The sequence below is a fragment of the Gemmata sp. genome (genome assembly GCF_051859125.1).
Classification (GTDB): domain Bacteria; phylum Planctomycetota; class Planctomycetia; order Gemmatales; family Gemmataceae; genus Gemmata.
The window spans coordinates 48821-68847 of record NZ_JBHYGG010000024.1; the positions used below are offsets into that span (position 1 = coordinate 48821).

Below are 20027 nucleotides of genomic sequence, written 5' to 3' on the forward strand. Positions count from 1 at the left end.
CCCAGCACCAGGGCGATGAACCGTAACGGGCCGCCGAGCCATCAGCGCCGCGGGGTGCTGAGCCGCGTGACCGGGGCCGACCCTCTCTTCACTCCGACGGTCAACACCACCTCTCCCTCTCCGCCCGCTTCGGTGTGTCCCAGTTAGCCCCTCAGATACCAGAGTCTGTTCTTAATACAGGCTAACTGGGACACACTCGGGCTGCTGGGTAAGTCGGTAAACAAGTGTTTCGGAAAGATCTTTCGGAAAGATCTTTCCTAACGACCGCACGCCAAAGCGATGGTCTTGAAGAATACTGTCACTGCGTATAAGATGCCACCGTGGAAACCGTGCGGGATTCCGGGGGGTAAGACGATGCGCGAGAGCGAGCCCGAGGGGGTGCGGATCGGTGAGTTGTGCGATGCGGCCAGCACGCCGTTCAAGGTGGTCTGGAAGGGCACATACAACGCAGGCCTTCACCCCATGCGCCCCGCGCTCCCGGGGCAACGCGACTCGGCGCGCTACTCCGTTCCCCAGGTCGTCGCCGTGCGTGTGGCCCGGCTGCTCCACCAGAAATTCGGCGTGGCCCCGGCCGACCTGCGCGATTTGATCTCGCGCATATGGCACATGTCCAAGGACGACCTCCGGGCCGAGTTCGCGGCCGGTCGGACCTGCTGCGTGATACTGGGGCGCGCGGCCGCAGGCTTGCTCTTTCGGCCGACCGCCGTCTACGACTTCGACGCTGCCCTCAAGGCGCAGGGCTACCGCGCCCAGGTGGTCGCCGTGAGTGTTGAGCGGGAGTACGAGCGGGTGATAGAGCGGCTCCAAATCACTCAGGAGGTGAACTGATGGACACACCTCATCCAATGGCGCGGGTCTCCTCCGGATGGAGTGCTACGGTGCAGTTCCTTGCGCCGTCCGGGGCGACAGTCGTGTTCGCAATTGACAGGGACGGGCCGCGTGGCGCGCTCATGCCTGCGCTAGCCCACTTGTGCGCGCAGCGGGCTGCGAAGCGAGTAGCGCAGAATTCTGAGCCGGTTGGGGATGGTCCCCGGTCGGAGGAAGGGTGACTGAAACGAAGATGCCACGAGCAAACTTTCCAGGGCCGCTCGTGGCATCTTGAGGTGAACATCAGTGAGTCTACCAAGCCGGGGCGCACCGTCAAGCGCCGCAGATGAACTCACCCCGTGGGCCGTGGAACGGATCAAGGGGCTACTCGGGCTGCCTGACCCTCATGGCTCGTGCCGTCGGGCTGGGAGACCGGCGCACCTGCGAAGCATCAGCGATCCGAGTCGCGAGAAAGTCGTGCGGTTCGAGTGCAAAAGCTGGACCTGCCACGTGTGCGTCGCTCGGCTCAGGTGGCGGGCCGGCATCCACTACTCGATGCAGATCCTCCGGGCCGACGGTGACCTGTTCTACAAGCGGTCCGAGGCGGGTGAGTGGGGGCGGGACCGTAAGGGGCTTCAGCGCGAGCGCGCGTCGTGGGTCCGCATCGGGGCTGCGGGCGAGTCGGGGGTGGTCTTCGGGTGCATCCCGGCCCGCTTCGGGTCGGCGTTCAGCGACCCGCACGGGGCCATTCGGCGGCTCGGGCAGGTACTCCGGGCGTTGAGACCGCAGCTGCCCGTAACGGGTCGGCGGAACCGGCCAGTGAGAAGCTCGACGGACTGGAAGCTCCCGTCCGCGTCGCCCCGGTTCGAGCGGGTCGGCTGGGTGACCGTGACCGACCCGGGCGAGTTGGCCCGGCGGCTCGACGCCCTGGGCGTGCGCTACGGACTCAGGCACGGGCGGGGTTCGAAGCTGTGGGAGGTGGTCCTGCCGTACGTACCGGAGGAGATGAAGCCGAGGCTCACCGAGGTGCTCACGGCCACGCGGTCGGTGGTACGCTCGGAGGCCCGGCTCAGAGTTTTGTACTCGGCCGCGTAGCACAACAGCATACCGGCGGGCGGGCGAGAGGCGCACGCGGAGGCGCCAAGCCCCGCCGAGCCAGACCGTAATCACTCACACCGAGGTCGCGACTACCGGCGCGGCGAACACGAGCGAGAAGGTGCGGTGCAGGGAGAACCCGACCGTTCTCTCGCGACAGAGATCCGACCCGGACGCGATCCAGTGGCATCCCCCAAGGATCACGGAACCTCACCGCGTGCATTGCGGACGGCGGTCAAGCGTCGCCCGCGACAGCGTCATCTGTCGAAGCGTCCTCTGGGTGCCAGGGGTCGATGCTCTGACTGCAGGCCGCCGATGTCGGCGCCACCTTGAGCGCGTGTTCCCGTGCGTGGCTGCGGCCGACGGGGAGAAAGCCCGCCCCCGGCGTTCCAGAAGAAGGGGGCAAGGTGACCCGGTCGCGGGTTGCCGAACCGTGATGGCCGTTGCGCGTCCGACACACTGGCGGCTTCAGTCGAGAGACCTTCACGGCGGGCGGGGTGAAAGCCGCGGGTGCCCGAACCAAACACCGCGGACGGTTCCAGCATACCACAGGCTCCGGTCCGGGATGCTCGACCTCCACCGACTCCACCAGGGGTCGGTGCGCACCCACTCACCAATCGCGGGATGTTTTTCCAGAGGGCCGGCCAGGCTGCTGGCACCACAAGCATTCAGAACCCACAGGGCGCCAGGATCCGGCCGACTCCCTGGAGCAGCCGCCGAGTGCGCGCGGGCCGGCTCATGGCCGCCGGCGAAACCCAGAAGGGATACAGCTCACCACGAACACCTCAGTTTCGCGCGGCGCAAGGCTGTACCATCCCCGGTGGGTGTCGCGGCTGTCCCGGGGGGCAAACCCTTCTCCTCTCCGACGGTCCACACCACTTCTGCCGCCCTACCTCCACCAACGAGTCCCAACTCCCGACGCGCTGCCACCGTGAGACCGCCGCACAAAATCCGGATGCGGCGGTCGCGTAGAGAAGCCGGCGAGCGCCCTCTGCCTCTGAGCCTGGCCCCGACGTCTCGGCCCCAGCCGGGAAACCGGCGGCGTTCGGCTCCTCGTTCCAGGAGACACAGAACCCTATCCACGGACCCACGGAACCATAGGGTCGTCGAGATACCCGCGAGAAACAACCGATTTGTGCGGTCCCGGAAGGATGCATGGGGAGAGTTCACGCCGGGACGCCGGCCCGATACGCACCGTTACCAGTTCGGCTGAGGAGGGTGACCCGCTTGCTCAAAGTTCTGAGCCGCCAGGACCGAGGCTACGAACGCGAAGGCGGGTGTGTTGATTCGACGCAGAGACATGACGCCAGCAACCGGGTCGGTCAGCGGGATTGGGCTAGTCCCTGCTCCGCTTGGCCCGGATCGCCCCACCGCAAGAAGAGATCATTAAAACCGACGTACTTATGGAAAGGGCAATATTTGAGAGATAGTCGAAATGGAGGGCGAGAATGGGCTCAAAATTGGGACCCGTATATAAGGTCGTTCATGGGAGTATACCGCCCCACACCTTAGGCGTCGGTGAAATCGACGTAAGTCGGCGAAATTAGGGTGCTCTACACGGTACTCGAACGGGTCGACCCAGGGGCTTGGGCACGCCGGGGAATCGATCCCCGGGCAATGGTGACCAGATCAAGCGGATGCTGCGGGGTACACAACATCGGTTGCCGTTAACCCCTGGAGACGGGGGGAGTGCCGACCCGCGGGGCGGGTCGACTCTCACGTTGGTCGGCGGCCACGGTTTCACTCGGACGAGTGCCGCAGGACGAACACGGTGTTGGTTACGCCCGCCGCGGTGGTGTACTGCCGCGTTCCGGTGCACTCCACGATCCCGGGGAGGGTGATCGAGCGGCCGTCCACCAGCCCGGAGGCGTTCAGCTCCACCCAGTAGACGGCCGAGTCGTGCATCAGAAGGGCGGCGTCGCTGTTGAGGACTTGAATAACCTTGAACGTCGGCACGAAGTCGTCGTCGATGCGGAGCTTCCCGAAGTCCCCGACGCGGAGGCTCGCGAGTTGGACGCTGGGTTCCCACGTGTCCGCCCCGGCGACCGCGGCCTTGGCCGCTGCCAACTTGGTCGTCGCGTCGGCGACCGCCTTCTTCTCCTCCAACTCCTGCTTCCCGGTCGACGCCCTCCGCAGACGACCCTTGGCGTTTGCGAGTTCGGTCTCGGCGGCGGTGATGGCCGCCAACAGCCTTTCCTTGCGCGCGGCGCGTTCCGACAGGACGAACGCCTGCCAGCGCTCTCGGACCGTCGGGGCAGGCGGCTCGGGCACCGCCTTCGCGCTCTTCTCCGCGACCTTGACGGGCGCTCGGCTCGTGGACGCCTGCTGTTGCTGCGGGTCCGAGCCCCGTCTGCTGTTGTAGCCGATGAACCCCACGAACCCGCAGACGAGCACGACGGCTGCGAAGCACCCGAGCGTTCCCCCGAACATCATCCGGAATGCCCCGCCGCCGCGTGAGCTTCGGTCCCGTTCCCGGGGCCGGCGGCGTGGAGAGGGGGCATCACTCTCGGTGAGATCGAAGGGGACCGGCGGAGGAGGTGCAGCGGGAGTCGCAACGGCGACTATTGCCCCGCACCGCCCGCAGGTGAAGCCCGGATGGGGCCAAGGGTCGGGAAGGACGGCGGACGTGGCGCACGCGGGACAGGTGACGGCGGGCATGGGTGGGCTCTTGATCGGGTGCCCGTCAAAAGCGGAGCGGCGGACGCAAAGCCGCTCCAGCAGGCCCGGCCAAGAGCCTTACGAAACGGACTCTGGCCGCCGCCCCTATCGGGGCGTGGTCAGGTCCGCTTTCGTAAAACACCGTGAACCTTTCGGATCACGTTTGGCCGGTTCGCTGGAAGCGGGACCATGCTCACGCATGGTTCAGATTGTTTCGGGGCAATGCGTTTGCCCCGCTTGCGTGCGACGACTCCGTTGGCGGTACGGGTGCGGACGGCACGACGCCGTGCGCTGAGTGAGAATGATATCTCGGCAGCTCGGCGGGGGGAATGGCCGAACGCCCACTCTTTCGAAGCAAGTCTGGCCCACAGGCCGTCAGATTCCCGCGGTCAGGCTGTCAGCTCCACATGGCTCGGATGTTGCGCGCCGACCGGGTTGGTCCAAGTGTTTCATTGCCGGAGGTTCTTTCGGAAGGGCCGTCGAAAACCAACATTCAGGCATATATCATTCATCGTACCGAACCCCGATTGACCTTGTGAAGGGCGACCCGGCCTCCGAACGGTCAGGCGACTGGCGGGCTCAGACCTCTGAGCCCGCGGGTGGTCCTTCGGCCAAACCCGCCCAGTTCAGCTTCTGCGGATGTGACTTGAGGCGTACTCGGTCGCCAGGGGTGTCCAGAGCGGCGCCGGAATGAGCGGAGCGAAACCCCGACGGAGCAACGCAAGTGGTCACGCTGCACTTGCCCGAACTCTCCTGGCAGATCCCCCGGGTACTCGAGAGTCCCATACGGCGGCTGCGCTGGCCGGCGGGAGAGGCGTCAGGAACGCTCACGCCTTACAGTTCCCGCTCGGTCACCGGTGAAACCTTTACCCCGGACGCCAACGAATCGTTCGGGCAACCGGTGCTGGTCGTCGGCAAGAGCACCGGCGCCGCCGGCCTGCCCCCGAACGTCCTGTTGAGTCCGGGTGGATTGCCGACGAGTAGCTTTGCTCCCGGCCTGCGGTGGCTTGCCCCCAAACTGGAACCATTCCCTGCCGATCTGGATGCCTGCGAGCAGTTGTGCGGGAGCATCACCGCCGCCTGGCAGGGCGCGTTCCAATTCAAAGCCGAGCGGCGAGTATCAGGGCAAGTTGTCGAACGGGGCCTCCGCCCACCCCAGGTCGGTGCACTTCACGCCGTTCTCGCCCACTGGACGGTCACGCATGAACCCGCCACGGTCGTGATGCCGACGGGCACCGGGAAGACAGAGACGATGCTGGGGCTCCTTGTCGCGGAACGCCTCTGTCGGGTCCTTGTGTTGGTCCCGACCGATGCACTTCGCGACCAAATCGCCGCCAAGTTCTTGTCCCTCGGTGTGCTAAAGGCGGCAGGCGTGGTGTCAGGGGCGGCCCCCCTGCCCGTCGTCGGCGTGCTCCGCCGGAAGCCGAAGACGGTCGGGGAAGTCGATGAGTTCTTCCGGCGTTGCAACGTCGTGGTCACCACGGCGCAGATCGCCGGGCAGTGTGTCGAGCCGGTGAGCAAGAGAATCGCGGAATTGTCCACCCACCTCATCGTTGACGAGGCGCACCACGTCCCGGCGGTGACCTGGCGACGTGTAAGGACTTCGTTCGCCGGGAAGCCGGTACTTCAGTTCACGGCGACCCCGTACCGGGGCGACGGCAAACTCGTCGACGGCCGCGTGATCTACAACTACCCATTACGCAAGGCACAGGCGGAAGGGTATTTCCGGACGATCCGGTTCCTGCCCGTGGAGGAGTTCATCGAGGAGCGGGCCGACGAGCGGATCGCCGTAGCCGCCCTGAAGCAACTCGGAGCCGACCGGGCCGCAGGGCACGATCACCTTCTGATGGCTCGCTGCGCGACGATCAAGCGTGCAGCGGCAGTGCTGGACATCTACCAGCGGCTCGCTGCTGAGTTTAATCCCGTCCTGGCCCACAGTGAACTACCCGGTACGGAGAAGCGGCAGGCAGTCAGCGCACTCCGAACGCGAACGTCCCGGGTCGTGGTCTGCGTGGACATGTTCGGCGAGGGATTCGACCTGCCCGAACTGAAGATCGCGGCGATGCACGACATTCACAAGAGCCTGGCCGTGACGCTTCAGTTCACCGGCCGGTTCACCCGTACGCAGGCCAACGTCGGTGACGCGACAATCGTAGCAAACACCGCCAACCCGGAGGTAGACGAAGCCCTCCAGTCGCTTTACGGGGAAGATCCCGACTGGAACCTGCTGCTGCGAGACCTGACCGAGGAGGCGTCGGGCGTGCACACAGGGCGCTCGACTTTCCTAGAAGGGTTCACGGAGCTGCCCGAACGCGTCTCACTCCAGAACATTTACCCCAAGATGAGCACGGTGGTTTTTGAGACCCAGTGCGCGGCGTGGCATCCCGAACGAGTCGAGTCGGTGCTCAAGACGATCTACGACAAGCCGGCGCTAAACCCGAAGCACCAGGTCTTGGTCCTCGTGACGAAGGAGACACAGCCCGTCGAATGGGGCGACATTCGCGCGATCAGCAACGTGGTCTACGACCTCTACATCCTGCACTGGGACAAGGCGGCGGGACTGCTCTACATCCACAGCTCGGACAAGGGAACGGTCCACGAGGACCTGGCCCAGGCGGTCTGCGGCGCCGACGCCAAATTGATCCGCGGCGAGCAGGTGTTCCGGTCGCTTTCTGGAGTGAACCGGCTGATTCTCTCGAACCTCGGTCTCGGCCACTCACTGAGCCGTGCCGTGCGGTTTACCATGCACGTCGGGGCCGACATCCGCCAGGGCTGGACGGAAGCCCAGGCACAGAACAAGTACAAGACGAACGTCTTCGGGCGGGGATTCACCGGCGGAGAAAAGGTGACGGTCGGCTGCTCGATCAAGGGCCGGCTCTGGTCGTTCCACGCCGCGGAGGACGTGGCCGAGTGGGTGGGGTGGTGTCACGAGATCGGGAGCAAGCTGCAGGACCGGAGCGTCGCGGTCACGGACGTCCTTAAAGGGGTGATGATCCCCGACTCGGTCACTGACCGTCCGGCCAAGGTGCCGCTGGCGATCGAGTGGTCGGAACACCTGCTCAACCGGAGCGAAGACGGCGTGACCCTCGAACTTGCTGGGGTCCAGGCTCCCTTCTACGAGGTCGGTTTGGAGGTGAGCGATTTTTCGGAAAGCGGCCCGATCCGCTTCCGGGTGACCTCGGGTCGGTGGCCGTCACCTGCCGAGTTCGAGATCCGGTTCAGCAAAGACCGCGTGGACTGCGTGCCGACGGCGGTGGGCGACCCCGCCGTCCTCATCGGCAAGCGCCGTTGGGCGCTCTCGAAGTACCTGCAAGAAGAACCGCCGGTCATCCGCTTCCACGACGGCTCGTTCCTGATCTACAACGACCTGTTCGAGGCGCCGGCCGGCGGACGCCGTGCCTACGACCCGGCGCAGATCGTCCCCTGGGTCTGGACGGGAGTGGATCTCACCAAGGAGTCGCAGACGCAAGCCAAGCTTCCCGACTCGATTCAGAGGCGGGTGATCGAGACCGTATTGGCGGAAACCGCCGGAGGCCCCTTCGATGTCGTGTTCGACGACGACGCGGCCGGCGAGGCTGCCGATGTCGTGGCCTTACGCCTCGAAGTCGACCGGCTCCTGGTGAGGCTCTACCACTGCAAGTTCTCCAAGGAGCCGACCGCCGGGAAGCGGGTCAAGGACCTCTACGAGGTCTGCGGCCAGGCGCAGCGTTGCATTTACTGGAAGGGGCAGCCCGACGCCCTGCTCGACCACCTCCAGAGCCGCGAAGCCTCTCGTCTCAGGAAGGGAGGCGTTTCGCGGTTCGAGCGTGGCGATAGCCGGCAGTTGAACGTCATTAGGAAGAAGCTGCGGATGCTGGAGACCGTGTTCGAGGTCTACGTCGTCCAGCCCGGCTTAGCGGTCAGTCAGGTCGAGGAGAGTCAGCTCGAACTCCTCGCCGTCACGGAGCTGTACCTGTTGGAGACTTGGGGGGCGAAGTTCATCGTCATCGCGAGCAACTGACACAGGAAGTCTGAATTGCCACACCCGGCATCCTGGAGGGCGTCTGCGAGGATCGGCGAGCGGGCGGGCGGCTCGGACGTGCTCTGGGAGATGACCCCGGTCGATGACGTGCGCCGGGTCGGCTTCGGACGTCAGGATACAAACCGAACCTCGCGCGGGATCGCCGATTGGGCACCATCCCGCGCGGTCAGTAGGGCGACTTCTCGGTCCCCGACGGTCCGCCGCTGTCCGGCTCAGAGATCTGAGCCCGATCGGCCGGGGGCGTGGGCTCGCCCGTCGGTCCCCCCGCTGGACGAACCACGCGGATCGGGGTTGACGACATGCCAATTGGTTCGGCCTCTGCGGCGCCGGCCTGCGGCCGTGCTACCGCCGGCAGAGGATGAGCCACCTGGCTACCAGCAGCCAGCCGACGCACCCGAGGATACACGCGGTCAGCTCGCCAAGCCAGCGGGAGCCGACCCCAACGTCGCCCCACGAGTACCCTGACAGCCCCGACCACAGGGCCCACCCGAGCCCGCCGCCCAGTGCGACCACGGCCGCGACCAGCCCTACCAGAGAGAGCGTCTTCGGCGTGCGGAGTCGGTTCAGGGCGAGGACCACGAGCCAGCCAACGATCGCGGTCGCGCCGATGGCGTTCCAGAACTGGTAGTACCGGCACCGCTGCTCCCGCAGTTCGGGGAGCACTTCGTAGGAGATCGCCAGGAGTGCCGTCGACCACGGCTCGCCTATCGTCTCGGCCATACTCTACCCCACGATCATTTGGCTGAACAGGTCCTCGACCACCGCCAGGTGCAGCCACCCCTCGCGCGTCGGAACGTAGGTGATGTCGGCGCACCAGCGCGCGTTCGGTTGCTCCGGGTCGAACCGCCCATCCAACACGTTCTCGGCCACCGGCATCGAATGGTTGGAGTCGGTCGGGGGGCGAGAGGGTCGCTCAGACGTCCAAGAGATGTTGGTCTGGGGCTGACTTAGGAGAGGGCTTCCGGCCAATACCCTTTCCGGCAGCGCAGGCAGAGGAGAGTTGGAATACCGGGGGATACCAGTTGGGACCCCGAGGCGCGGGGCCGCATCCTCCACGCGTCAGTGGCCTTGGTGGGCAAGCCAACTGCACCGGTGGCCCCCACCGCGGGTTGCGCGGATCAGGGGGGTGGGGTATTATCGGGGCGCTCGCGCTGGCGAAGGCAGTTGCGGTGCGTGTGCGTTCCAACCGATGACAGCCAGGCTCAGAGCTCTGGGCCCAAGGGAGGGTGCGTTGTGGAAGTCATGTCGATGTGGGCTGGGGTCCCCGAATTCCCGCACTACCGGGTGAGTCGCGTCGGGGGGGTGCATAGCCACGCCCGAAAGGGGTGGCGTCCGCTGCACCCTAGCATCGACTCAGCGGGCTACGCGTCCGTGGAACTGTACCGCGCCGGCAAGCGTCGGCGCGTGAACGTCCACCGGCTGATCCTGGAGGCGTTCGTCGGTCCTTGCCCGCTGGGCATGGAGACGCGGCACCTGGACGGCGACCGCCTCAACAACCGCCTCGACAACCTCGCCTGGGGGACGCCGGCCGAGAACGCGGCCGACCGGATCCGGCACGGGACCGTACTCTGGGGCACCCGCTGCTCGTCCGCCAAGCTGACGGAAGCCCAGGTACGCGAGATCCTGCACCTGTACCGGACGACCTGCCCCGACCGCCCCGCGCTGGCCGCGCGGTTCGGTGTCTCGTGGTCAACGGTCAACCGCATTGTCACCGGGGCGACCTGGGGCCGCGCCCTCGCCCTGGCCGCGTGAGACACCCTGCCCGGCGCGGCGCGCCCTCGTTGGGCGAGTGTAGGACGGCGGTCGCGACGGGCGGGGCTCTCTTCTCTCCGACGGTCAACGCCGCGCTAAGATCTCTGAGCGGCGTTGGGGGGAACCGGATCACGCCTTCCCCAACACCAGATCGGCGACCCAGCACCCGCGGACGTGCGGGCCGGGGCCGCGGCAATGGTCGAGGATGTCGTCGTTATCGCAACCCGCATCCTGGAGCGCGTCCGCGAGAATCGGCATCACACTGAAATCGCGCGAGTCGTACATCTGCTGCGCGATGGCGACGACGGTTGACGTTCGCCACTCTGCGAAGAACGAGACTGTGCGAAAAGGCAATGGCCCTACGGCGCAGCGAGTAATCGCAGCGAGGATCAACCGCTCAGCATCACGTGCGGCAAACCATGCCGCTTTCGTCTCCGATTCCCATCCATCCCCAACGGCGTAAGAAGCTACGTCGTTTGCAGTCCCGCTGACCAAGAACCCAAGGTGCAACGGCAAGTCTCGCTGGAAGGCGAGTAAGTGGCCTGAATTGCGACCAATATCAATGCCAGCATCATCAAACTCCTGTGGAGTGGCAAGTCCGTCAACGTATCGCTCCACAACATCGAGTTTCCAGAGGTTGATGGGTTTGGTCATGGCAATCGGATTGCGGCGAAAGCAAGCACAGGCGATCAATCGCAATTTTCGGTCGCTAACTTTGTTCCGTAGATACTCCAGCATCAACTCGGGAAGACGCTCGTGAATGAAACTATTCTCACTCCACATTGCAATGCACTCTGTCAATTGTGTCTCGCTGCTCATTTGACGGTGATCGCATTGCGAATGCAAGGCCACTGCACCTTCAGCAGCCGTTCAAGCAGGGCGAGACCGAACCCGGAAGGTCGTCCGGCTCGCGGCTCAGAGAATCTTAGCTGTGCGTCGGCAATGCCGTCCTGTGCGGTTTCTGAGCCGAACCTCGTTGCGATCGCTGGTGTCCGTGGGTGTGCCTGGTGGCACCGACGGAAGCGTCTGCCCTGGATTCGCTCGTTGCGAAAAAAAGGCCAGATCCGTGGTAGGGCAGGAACTCCGGCAAAACCGCAGTTGCTCGATGCGACTGAGGAGTTTACTCACATGCAGTCACGCAAGGTTCACGTCGACGTGTCGTGGGGCCAACTGCGCCTCGTACTGCCGGCGGTCGAAGGTGAAAGGCCCCAGCCCGTACACCCACTCCGGGCGGTGGAACTGCCCGAAGTCCGACCACCGCACCACGTCCGGCCCGACCTCGATCCGCGCCTGGACGAACCAGCACTCGGAGATGCCGCAGGTGCAGCCCAGCACCATCGCCTTGCCGCGGCGCGGGTCGTCGGCGTCCAACACGAACCCCGGATCGGGCGGATCGCCGAGCCACTCGCGGGACGGGAGCAAGACCGAGCAGGCCGCGGGGTACAGGTACGCCCCCGGCGTGACAGGCCCGGAGAAGGTGTCCGGGTCAGGGGTCCGCTCGGCATTCTCGGCCCGTGCCCACGGCTCCTCGGCCGCCCGGACCAGTTCGAGGAGCGGCCGGTCGTTGATCCAGACCTCGGCCGGCTGGAACCCGCCGCCCTCCGGCCAGCGGACGACGGCCGCCGGATCGATCAGGACATCGAAGCGGTCCAACACATTCACCCCTCGGTGGCCTTCAACGCCGAAAGAATCCATGCAAGCCGTCGTGTGCGTTAGTGTGAAGTGTGGTCGCCCGTCACGTCCGGAAGTTTGCGATGACCACGACATCATTCTGGCCCTCGACCCGGGGCGGCACAAGAGCGCCGCGTGCGCTGACCCGCGGTCGCCAAGGCTCTCGTCCCCCGGCCGGGCAACACCTCGGTCTCCGACGGTCCGCCGCTGGCCGGCTCAGAGAGCTGAGCCCGACCGGGTGGTGCATGCGGAAGCTGATGATGATCTGCTACGGGGCGCTCAAGAACCGTACCCCGTTCGACCCGCTCTGGGACTCACGAATCGCCACTTGACAACACGCCACCTGGTTTGGCCCTACTCGCCATCCGATGTCCGCGGCCGCATCCGCTCGGCCAGTTCCGCGAACGACCCGAGGAACTTCGCCGGTCGGGCCTCCCGCGGGACCGCCCCGGACAGCCCGAGGAGGAACTCGGCCAGCTCGGCGAAGGGAGTCCGCCGCGGGGACCACCGGTCCGCCACATGATACCGGCCGTCACGCGCGCCCTCGACCACGCACCGCCAGCCGTCCAGCCCGTCGGCGCGCTCGGAGCTGGGCATGTCCCAGAAGCTGGCCCGCTCGATCTGCTTGGTCAGTCGCTTGGCCTCGCCAGGGGTCAGCTCCCGCTCGGCCTCGGACGCCAGCCGACCCGGCTCGTACCCGCCTCGCCCGTTCGTGTGCTTGCGGACGAGCCGCCACCCGCCGGCGTTGGTGACCCGGACGAGAGCCGGGCGGGTGAACGTCGGCAGGAACAGGAGCCGGTAGACTGGCGGCTGGTCGGGGGCCGGCGGGTACAGCGGCCGCTCCCTGCATCGCCAGCAGGTGCGAGACGTACCACCGATCATGGAGTGTGTGGAGGTCCGGCCGCTCGTCCAGCACACCCGGCGGGAGGTACTCCATCCGCGACGCCTCTGTCGCCGGACAACTAGGGAAGCTGGCCCCCGCCCAAAGGACCAATGACGCTCAACCGCGGGGGACAGCTTCCGCGCCTGATTCGGCCTGTCTCGCTTGCCACTCCCGAAGCCACATGGCCGCGCCCGTTGCATCGGCCGGCTCCTCCCCCATCGCGACACCCCGAATGATTGACAGGCACCGATCAACCGCGGTCGGGGGCGGCCGGCCTAAATCCAGTAACTGGTACGCGAGCCACCGATTTGCGGGCGACTCGTCCAGCAGTGGGAGCAACTGGGCTACAGCCTCAGGCCCGGCTTGGTAAGCCTCGGCCACGAGCGTTCGCATCTGATCCGACGCGCGGTTGTAGTGCCGGACCGACGCGGCTGAAACGAGGTCGATCGCGGTACAGGTGGCGGCGCACGCTCGATACCGATCTAGCCGTGACACCATCCAGTCGCCTCCGCTGCCGTACAGAAAGCTCAGCAGCCGCGGCCGCTGGCGCCAAGAGTCACAGATCGCTGAGGAGGTCGCGGTCTGCTGCAGCGCAGAGTTCGGCGGCTTGGGGACAGCCCGAGAGCCAGCCCTCCAACACCACTCGCACGCGAGCCAGCTCGCTGTCAGGCCCACCGTCCCAGGCCGCGACCGGCACCCACTGGCCTCGTTGATCCGGCCGGACCCAACCGTCGTCGTCGTCCACCAGCACCACCTCGCCCGGCGTGGCATCCGGCACGAACGCCAAGTCCTTGAACTCGCCGCTCCACCCGACGAACTCCAGCCGGTCGAGCAGACCCGAGGGAAGGTGGCCGGCCCGGTCCAACCTGGCCAGCGCGTCGCGGGCGTCGGCTTCCTCGACGGTGGTGAACACCGCGACCCGCCGGAACCGCTCGCCGCAGAAGGAGAGGAACTCGGACAAGCCGGGGCGCGGGCGGCCGCTGAGGGCATCGTCGATCAGGGTACGCTCCAGGTCGAGCGCGAGGACTTTGACGCTCATCCTTCGGAAGCCCTCCGCCGACGAACAATAAGCTCAGCAGCGGCGGGGGCCGAGTGAGCTGTGAACCCCAGAAAGCCTACATGCCCGCTGGGTCAGGTGCAGCGACCTGTTCGGCCTCGGCGTTACCAACCCGGATGGCTGGCGCGGTGGTCGGTAAGACGCAGCGGCCCAGCCCAGCAGCACGGGCACCGCACTCGGGTGTGCGGGTCGGAAACCCACCAGAGCAGCGCATCGGTCTCGCCGCACGCCGGGCACACTCCGGGGGTCGAGTCGTCCGGGACCGACTCCCACGTGGACACCGGCACCGCGCCGCCGCGGCGCGCCAGCGGGGCCGGCTGGCGGCTCAGCGGCCCGCCGAACGCGGGTCGGACGCACGACACACCGCAGGCGGTGCAGAATCCGAACCGGACCCACCGCTCCGCCACCGCGGCCATCCGATACGGCGACCAATCCCGGCCGCGAAGGCCGACCAGCCCGGCGAACCCGCAGACGTCACAGGTGAGCACCGACTCGGTCGGCTGGATGAGCGTCACGCGACGGAGCCCTCTGCTCGCCGAACTCGTGATGAGGTCGACCAACCAAATATCCCAAACCATGCGGCCGTGTGCAAGCGATCCCGTCTGAGGCGGGACACGGTTGGTGACGGAAGCCGTCGCCGGCTCACGCGGATCGGAAGCAACCCCGCACTATTTACCACATAGGGTGCAAGCGGGCATGAAGGTCGCCCGGCGGCCGGTCTCGCGGTCTCCGACGGTCGGTGCCGGCTCGCCCGGGCTCAGATCTCTGAGCCGAACCTCGCCTCCTGGCCACGTGAGACACCCGCCCGGCGCGCGCCCTCGTTGGGCGAGCGCAGGACGGCAGTCGCGACGGGCGGGGCTCTCTTCTCTCCGACGGTCAACGCCGCGCTAAGATCTCTGCGCGGCATTGAGGGGATCCCGATCACGCCTTCCCTACTACCAAATCGACCACCCAGCACCCCCGCATGGCGGCCCCGACGCGCGGCAGTGGGTGAGGATCTCGTCGTTGTCGCACCGCGCCAACCTCGAGGCGACGGCTCGCACGCGCGCCGGGCGGGTGCGAGCCGTGGACCGTCGGAGGAGAGATCGACCGGCAGAAGGGGCTTCCCCCTGATACCGACCGCACTGACCGCCTCCCGGCCACGCGTCAGAACGACATGGACGACACGACAACCCCGCCGCTAGCTCGTGCATTCGGGCACCCAGCTTGACCAAGGTCCCCGGCCACCGACGTGCGACCTGCTGGCACGGCGGTAGGTGAGAGGGGTTGCCGAGGGCGTGTCGGGTAGCCGCGGCCGCTGGTCTCCGACGGTCTGGCGCTGGCCGGCTCAGAGATTTGAGCCCGGTCGGCCGGGGCCGGGGTTCACCCGTCGGTCCCCCGGCTGCCGGACGAATCGGCGTGCCTTTGCTCCGCCAGCAACTTGTCCCACTCGGCCTGCTGTACTGCTGCGCCTTCGGGCGGGAAGGTGACGACCCGGTGGTTCTCGACCGCCAGGCACTCCTCCTCGTGAGCCAACCGGTACGCGAACCCGGACACCTGCTCGGACAGCCCGCTCGCCGGTGCCCCTGGCACTCGGCGTACCCGTCCACGAGCGCCACCAACTCGGCCACCCCACGCCGGCACCGCCTGGCCGTTCACCACGTCGCCGCGCGACTCGATCAGGTTTGATGGTTGCTGCTATCAGTTGGCGGACCACCAGGAGGAATCTCGGAACCGTACCCCAAGCGGTCTAGAAGCATTTCCACCCAGGTATAGAGGATCGCTGCCGGCAACATTCCGAGGAACATTCCGATCAGCAGAACCAATCCGAAGATACGGTTGAAAACCAAGAGCAATGCGTGGAGCGCGGCAAAGCCTCCCGCCGTACACAGAGCCCCTGCGAATGCTCCCAGCACGCGATACTTTGCGCCGAGGGCACCGCCAACAAATCCGCAAACCACCGCGATCTTGAAGTAGTCGCTCGGTTCGAGGTCGAAGTCCACCCCGCGCAGGCCCCACCCGGGGACGCTCTGGAAGGCACAGAGCATGAGGATCGGAATCAACGGCACGAGGGCGATTTTCCCCGCTCGCCTTGTCGTGAAGAGCGGTTCGAACATTCCGCCGTCGTCTGCTGGAGACCCCCGACCCGAACTGAGCCCCCCTTCGGTTGATCCTTGCTGCGGAAGAGCGGCAGCGGGCTTGGATGAAGACGGTAGCGCAGCCGGCTGTTCGTTGGGTTGATCTGGCTCACGTTTTGGGGGCACGGGAAGCAAAGTAACCACCCTCTGATTTCGAACCAACCGACGACCCGCCACATCATCCCCGATTGCTCGCCGGTTGCAAGGCGCGACCAGCTTTATCCCGCCCTGTCCGGCCTGGCGTACCGCTCCTCACCCCGCGGCCTTCACCATCTCGGCCGCGAGGAAGTCAATCAGCGCCTTGCGGGGGATCACCCGCCGGCGGTCCAGCACGAACGAGAGGATGCGTCCCGATGCAATCTGCTCGTCCATCCACGACAACCCGTGGCCGCACAGGCGGGCCGCATCACGGCGACCGATCACCCCATCGGCGACCAGTTCGGCCGGTGTCGGTTCGGTGGGCTCGGGTTCGGCCCGGGAAATCGGCGTGTAGGCGTGCGGCTTTCGCGGCATTGTGGAACCTCTCAACGATCAGGTGCGGTTGAGGTGGATTCCTCGGCTTCTCCCGCCCATCCGCGTGAGCAGGATTTTGCTTGCCTCGTTCATCCCGGCGTGCGACGCTTTAACCCTTACAGCCCCGACAGTTTGCCGCACCCAGAGAGTCGCCCCTAATGAGCACCGAACAGGCGGTCTCGATCTTTATCGGCGTCACTACGTTCCTCGTCGGCGGGCTCGACTGGCTGATCCGCAAGTGGCTCCAGAAGCACCGTGACGAGGTGATCCGGGAGCAGGGGGAGCGAATTGCAGCGCTCCAAATCGAGGCCGCGCACCTGAATCACAAGGTCGCCAAGCAGGAGACCGTGATTGCCGGCCTGATCGCCGACCGGGACGAGGGGGCCGCCGCGCTCGCAGAGGAGCGGGGGCGGAACGCCACTCTGGCCGCGAAAGTGGAGCAGCAGGCCGCGGCACTGGGCGACCTGTCCGAAGAGCGCGAGGCCACCCGCAAGACGCAGAAGACTCACGACAACCGCATCCGCCGCGCCCTGGAGATGGAAGGGCGCATCTGGACGCAGCCCGTCATGAAGGGCGCGCCGCCGTTCCGCCCCCTCGCCGAGCGCCGCACGCCGATCGTCTCCGTGCTGAACCTCAAGGGCGGCGTGGGCAAGACGACGCTGACCGCCTACCTCGCGTGGGCGCTGTCGGCCCGCGGATACCGGGTGCTGCTCGTGGACCTGGACCTGCAGGGCTCCCTCTCCAGCCTGTTCGTGCCCAACGACGAACTCGCCCGGCACTCGAAGGACGGCCACAAGCTCATCCAGCATTTCCTCGCCGACGTCGCGCAGAAGAAGCCGGCCAAGCTCGCGAACTTCACGCTCCCGCTGCCCCAACTCAACCCGCACTCGCAGTTGGTGGCGGCGACGGACCGCCTGGCCTACGCCGAACTCAACCAAACGGTGCAGTGGTTGCTCCGCGTCGGCGGGGCCGGGAAGGTGTGGAACGGCCGGCACGACGGGCGGATGATCCTGCGCCGCGCCCTCCACGCCCGCGGGCTGTCCAAGCGGTTCGACGTGATCCTGATGGACTGCCCCCCGCTCCTGAACCTGTGCTGCGCGAACGCCCTCGCCGCGAGCGACTACGTCCTCACGCCGGTGATGCCGAGCGTGAAGTCCATCGAGCGCATCACCCCGCTGTTGCGGCGCGTGATGGAGGTGAAGGCCGAGGTGAACCCGGACCTGAAGATGCTCGGGCTCGTGGTCAACGGGACGCAGGAGAAGAACCTGACGCCGAAGGAGCAAGACCTGCTGCGCAACCTGCCCCAACAGTGCCTGGACGTGTACGGCAGCGACGTGTACCAGTTCGACACGAGTATTCAGCAGCGGGTCGTGATCCGCGAGGGCGAGTATGCGTTCGAAGCGCCCGACGGCCGGCACCCGCTGCGGACCACGTTCGAGGCACTCGCCGAGGAGTTCATCAAGCGCCTGCCCGCAGTTTGCCGCCAACCCGGTGAGCGTCGCCACACACGGAAGACAGTGGAGGAAGCGAAATGACCGTGGCCGACTTGCAGAAGTACCTTCGCGGCCTAGCTGACGTGATCGGGGCCGCGACCAAGAATCCGGCCAAAGACCTGCTCGACGTCGCCGAGCGGCTCAGCCCGTTTGCACACCACGAGTTCACCGCGTTCGCTGAGTTCTTGAAGCTCGCCGAGGAGTACCGCACTTCCGGGAAGCTGCCCGAACCGGGTAAGAAGCCTGCCAAGCCGCGGGTGGCGAAAGCACCGGCCGCCCCGAAGCCGGCGAAAGCTCAGCCGGCCGATGTAGTGGCGCTCGTGGCTGCGCTTCAGACCCGCGCGCTGTCTGAGCCCACCCTCACACGGGAAGCGGTTGAGGTGGAAGTGAAGGGGTTCGAGAAGCGGCTGAGCGCCGCGCAGTGGCACGAGGTCGCGAAGTCGCTCGGTTACGCTCAGAAGCCTAAGAATGTGGGGGATGCAATCAAGACTGCTGTGGGCCACGTCTTCGCCCGGCGGTCGGGACTCGAACGATCCGATGCATAGCCCCGATAGATAGCCACCGCTCAATGCGGAAGTGGTGTCCGCACTACAGCGTCATCTGCTCTCGCCTTGCGATAGATCCCACACCTGCTGGGCAACACGCTTGAGGGCGGCTAAGAGGCCCTGACACAACCCTGGCATGAGGTTTGCGCGATGGCACGGCGACCCTTCGCCCGAAGGAGTTCCCGTTGTGGCCACCGCACACCTGCCGGACGAGTTCTTTGACTTAGTCGCCCACCACCTGCCGCCCGAGCCACCGCGGGTAGGACCGAAGGGCGGTCGCCCGTGGGTCGGGCACCGCGTCGCCGTACGGGTCATCTGGTTCGTCCTGGTGACCGGCTGCCGGTGGGAGGACGTGCCTCGGGAGCTGGGGTGTTCCGGGCGGACGGCCCACCGCCGGCTCCGGGCGTGGGAGGAACGGGGCGTGTGGGACCGGGTGCACGCCGACCTGCTCGGCCTGCTCAAGCGGGCGGGCAAGCTGGACGCGGACACGGTGATCGTGGACGGGGTGATCGTGCGGGCATTCGGCGGCGGGGCGGGCGCCGGCCCGAGCCCGGTGGACCGCCGGAAACCGGGGACGAAGTACACCCTGCTGGTGGACCGCCGGGGGGTGCCGCTGGCCGCTCGCTCGGCCGGGGCGAACAAGAGCGACCACACCCAGCTGTTCCCCGCCGTCCTCGCCTTCCCGAAAGTGAAAGGCACGCCCGGCCGGCCGAAGGAGTTGCCCGACGAGGTGTACGCCGACCGCGGGTACGACAGCCAGGCGGCCCGTGCCCTGCTGCGGTGGCTGGGCATCGAGCCCAAGATCGCCAAGCGGGGCGAGCCGCACGGCAGCGGCCTCGGCCGGGTGCGGTGGGTGGTGGAGCGGACCATCAGCTGGCTCAAGGGGCTGCGGCGGATGCGGGTGCGGTACGACCGCTCGGCCGTCATCCGCGACGCCTGGACGTCCCTTGCCGCCAGCGTCATCTGCTTCCGCATCCTGAGCGACGACGTTCAACTCGCCGCGTAGGTTGTGTCAGGGCCTCTAACTCCTGGGCGTGAAGTTCACCCGTCGGGGGAGGGCAACCGATCCCCCAGGGCACGACCGCCCACGCCGGGTCTAAGATCTCGAGGGCGTATGCCGTCGCAGCGGCGAGTGCGGCCGGCGGCAGGCGATGGATGAAGCCAGGGGCCACCTCGAAGCCACGGCACGCGGCCAGGCGGACGACCATCGCTTGCCCAAGCTCCTGGTCGGAGACCAGCTCCCGTCGGCGGTGGCCGAGGAGCGCTTCAGCCTGCCGACTCGCCGCCTCAGCTTGTGGCGTCAGAGACATTCCATCCTCCTGCCGAACTGTACGCCAACCCGTGCGCCCGTGGGTCTAGCCATCGTGTGGAACCCCGGCCTGGGCGGACTCGTGGTCATGGTTGTGGACACGTGG

General features: G+C 66.6%; 16 protein-coding genes and 1 pseudogene. 7 read left to right on the forward strand and 10 right to left on the reverse strand.

The window, feature by feature from the left end; genetic code table 11:
- The first annotated feature begins 354 nt into the window (after positions 1–354).
- Together ACTIGN_RS03765 and ACTIGN_RS03770 are read left to right on the forward strand one after the other, a co-directional pair.
- Complete coding sequence (locus ACTIGN_RS03765) at positions 355–828, forward strand: hypothetical protein (RefSeq protein WP_439621459.1); 474 nt, start codon at positions 355–357, stop codon at positions 826–828.
- 456 nt (positions 829–1284) lie between these two features.
- A complete protein-coding gene (locus tag ACTIGN_RS03770; RefSeq protein ID WP_439621461.1) occupies positions 1285–1902 on the forward strand; it encodes a hypothetical protein in 618 nt (205 codons plus the stop codon).
- A 1740-nt stretch (positions 1903–3642) separates the two neighbouring features.
- Here the strand turns inward: ACTIGN_RS03770 and ACTIGN_RS03775 are convergent.
- Positions 3643–4335 carry a hypothetical protein gene (locus tag ACTIGN_RS03775; RefSeq protein WP_439621463.1) on the reverse strand — a complete coding sequence of 231 codons (693 nt, stop codon included), beginning with the start codon at positions 4333–4335 and terminating at the stop codon, positions 3643–3645.
- A gap of 949 nt (positions 4336–5284) precedes the next feature.
- Between ACTIGN_RS03775 and ACTIGN_RS03780 the strand changes: the two genes are divergently transcribed.
- Complete coding sequence (locus tag ACTIGN_RS03780; protein ID WP_439621465.1) at positions 5285–8560, forward strand: DEAD/DEAH box helicase; 3276 nt, start codon at positions 5285–5287, stop codon at positions 8558–8560.
- A gap of 363 nt (positions 8561–8923) precedes the next feature.
- Here the strand turns inward: ACTIGN_RS03780 and ACTIGN_RS03785 are convergent, their stop codons facing one another.
- Positions 8924–9301, reverse strand: coding sequence for a hypothetical protein (locus ACTIGN_RS03785; RefSeq protein ID WP_439621467.1), 378 nt, complete (start codon positions 9299–9301; stop codon positions 8924–8926).
- Positions 9302–9307: 6 nt separating this feature from the next.
- Positions 9308–9484 (reverse strand): annotated as a pseudogene (locus ACTIGN_RS03790) (DDE-type integrase/transposase/recombinase); the annotation flags it as partial.
- A 468-nt stretch (positions 9485–9952) separates the two neighbouring features.
- Between ACTIGN_RS03790 and ACTIGN_RS03795 the strand changes: the two are divergent.
- Positions 9953–10333: an HNH endonuclease signature motif containing protein gene (locus tag ACTIGN_RS03795; protein WP_439621469.1), complete on the forward strand. Its 381-nt coding sequence runs from the start codon at positions 9953–9955 to the stop codon at positions 10331–10333.
- A gap of 129 nt (positions 10334–10462) precedes the next feature.
- Here the strand turns inward: ACTIGN_RS03795 and ACTIGN_RS03800 are convergent, their stop codons facing one another.
- From ACTIGN_RS03800 to ACTIGN_RS03830, 7 genes are all read right to left on the reverse strand, one after another.
- A complete protein-coding gene (locus tag ACTIGN_RS03800) occupies positions 10463–11152 on the reverse strand; it encodes a hypothetical protein (RefSeq protein WP_439621470.1) in 690 nt (229 codons plus the stop codon).
- Between the two features lie 315 nt (positions 11153–11467).
- On the reverse strand, positions 11468–11986 hold the full coding sequence (locus ACTIGN_RS03805) for a hypothetical protein (protein WP_439621471.1): 519 nt from the start codon (positions 11984–11986) through the stop codon (positions 11468–11470).
- A 372-nt stretch (positions 11987–12358) separates the two neighbouring features.
- The gene (locus tag ACTIGN_RS03810; protein WP_439621472.1) at positions 12359–12886 is read right to left on the reverse strand and encodes a hypothetical protein; all 528 of its coding nucleotides are present in this window, start codon (positions 12884–12886) and stop codon (positions 12359–12361) included.
- 557 nt (positions 12887–13443) lie between these two features.
- Complete coding sequence (locus tag ACTIGN_RS03815) at positions 13444–13926, reverse strand: NIF family HAD-type phosphatase (RefSeq protein ID WP_439621473.1); 483 nt, start codon at positions 13924–13926, stop codon at positions 13444–13446.
- Between the two features lie 1380 nt (positions 13927–15306).
- Positions 15307–15516 carry a hypothetical protein gene (locus tag ACTIGN_RS03820; RefSeq protein ID WP_439621474.1) on the reverse strand — a complete coding sequence of 70 codons (210 nt, stop codon included), beginning with the start codon at positions 15514–15516 and terminating at the stop codon, positions 15307–15309.
- 86 nt (positions 15517–15602) lie between these two features.
- Complete coding sequence (locus ACTIGN_RS03825) at positions 15603–16040, reverse strand: hypothetical protein (protein WP_439621475.1); 438 nt, start codon at positions 16038–16040, stop codon at positions 15603–15605.
- A gap of 273 nt (positions 16041–16313) precedes the next feature.
- The gene (locus ACTIGN_RS03830; protein ID WP_439621476.1) at positions 16314–16574 is read right to left on the reverse strand and encodes a hypothetical protein; all 261 of its coding nucleotides are present in this window, start codon (positions 16572–16574) and stop codon (positions 16314–16316) included.
- Positions 16575–16732: 158 nt separating this feature from the next.
- On the opposite strand from ACTIGN_RS03830, the gene ACTIGN_RS03835 reads away from it, so the two are divergent.
- The 3 genes from ACTIGN_RS03835 to ACTIGN_RS03845 all read left to right on the forward strand — a co-directional run bounded on the left by ACTIGN_RS03835 (position 16733) and on the right by ACTIGN_RS03845 (position 19618).
- The gene (locus tag ACTIGN_RS03835; RefSeq protein WP_439621477.1) at positions 16733–18109 is read left to right on the forward strand and encodes a ParA family protein; all 1377 of its coding nucleotides are present in this window, start codon (positions 16733–16735) and stop codon (positions 18107–18109) included.
- The gene (locus tag ACTIGN_RS03840; RefSeq protein ID WP_439621478.1) at positions 18106–18612 is read left to right on the forward strand and encodes a hypothetical protein; all 507 of its coding nucleotides are present in this window, start codon (positions 18106–18108) and stop codon (positions 18610–18612) included. The genes ACTIGN_RS03835 and ACTIGN_RS03840 overlap by 4 nt, the downstream gene beginning before the upstream one ends.
- A 187-nt stretch (positions 18613–18799) precedes the next feature.
- Positions 18800–19618 (forward strand): IS5 family transposase, encoded by an 819-nt coding sequence (locus ACTIGN_RS03845; protein ID WP_439621479.1) that lies wholly within the window; start codon positions 18800–18802, stop codon positions 19616–19618.
- The last annotated feature ends 409 nt before the right edge of the window (positions 19619–20027 follow it).

Excerpts from the sequence above, each read along its gene's own strand:
- ACTIGN_RS03765 (WP_439621459.1), top strand. The coding sequence starts at position 355 with ATGCGCGAGAGCGAGCCCGAGGGGGTGCGGATCGGTGAGTTGTGCGAT.
- ACTIGN_RS03775 (WP_439621463.1), bottom strand. The coding sequence starts at position 4,335 with ATGATGTTCGGGGGAACGCTCGGGTGCTTCGCAGCCGTCGTGCTCGTC.
- ACTIGN_RS03785 (WP_439621467.1), bottom strand. The coding sequence starts at position 9,301 with ATGGCCGAGACGATAGGCGAGCCGTGGTCGACGGCACTCCTGGCGATC.
- ACTIGN_RS03800 (WP_439621470.1), bottom strand. The coding sequence starts at position 11,152 with ATGAGCAGCGAGACACAATTGACAGAGTGCATTGCAATGTGGAGTGAG.
- ACTIGN_RS03810 (WP_439621472.1), bottom strand. The coding sequence starts at position 12,886 with ATGATCGGTGGTACGTCTCGCACCTGCTGGCGATGCAGGGAGCGGCCG.
- ACTIGN_RS03815 (WP_439621473.1), bottom strand. The coding sequence starts at position 13,926 with ATGAGCGTCAAAGTCCTCGCGCTCGACCTGGAGCGTACCCTGATCGAC.
- ACTIGN_RS03825 (WP_439621475.1), bottom strand. The coding sequence starts at position 16,040 with ATGTTCGAACCGCTCTTCACGACAAGGCGAGCGGGGAAAATCGCCCTC.
- ACTIGN_RS03830 (WP_439621476.1), bottom strand. The coding sequence starts at position 16,574 with ATGCCGCGAAAGCCGCACGCCTACACGCCGATTTCCCGGGCCGAACCC.
- ACTIGN_RS03835 (WP_439621477.1), top strand. The coding sequence starts at position 16,733 with ATGAGCACCGAACAGGCGGTCTCGATCTTTATCGGCGTCACTACGTTC.
- ACTIGN_RS03840 (WP_439621478.1), top strand. The coding sequence starts at position 18,106 with ATGACCGTGGCCGACTTGCAGAAGTACCTTCGCGGCCTAGCTGACGTG.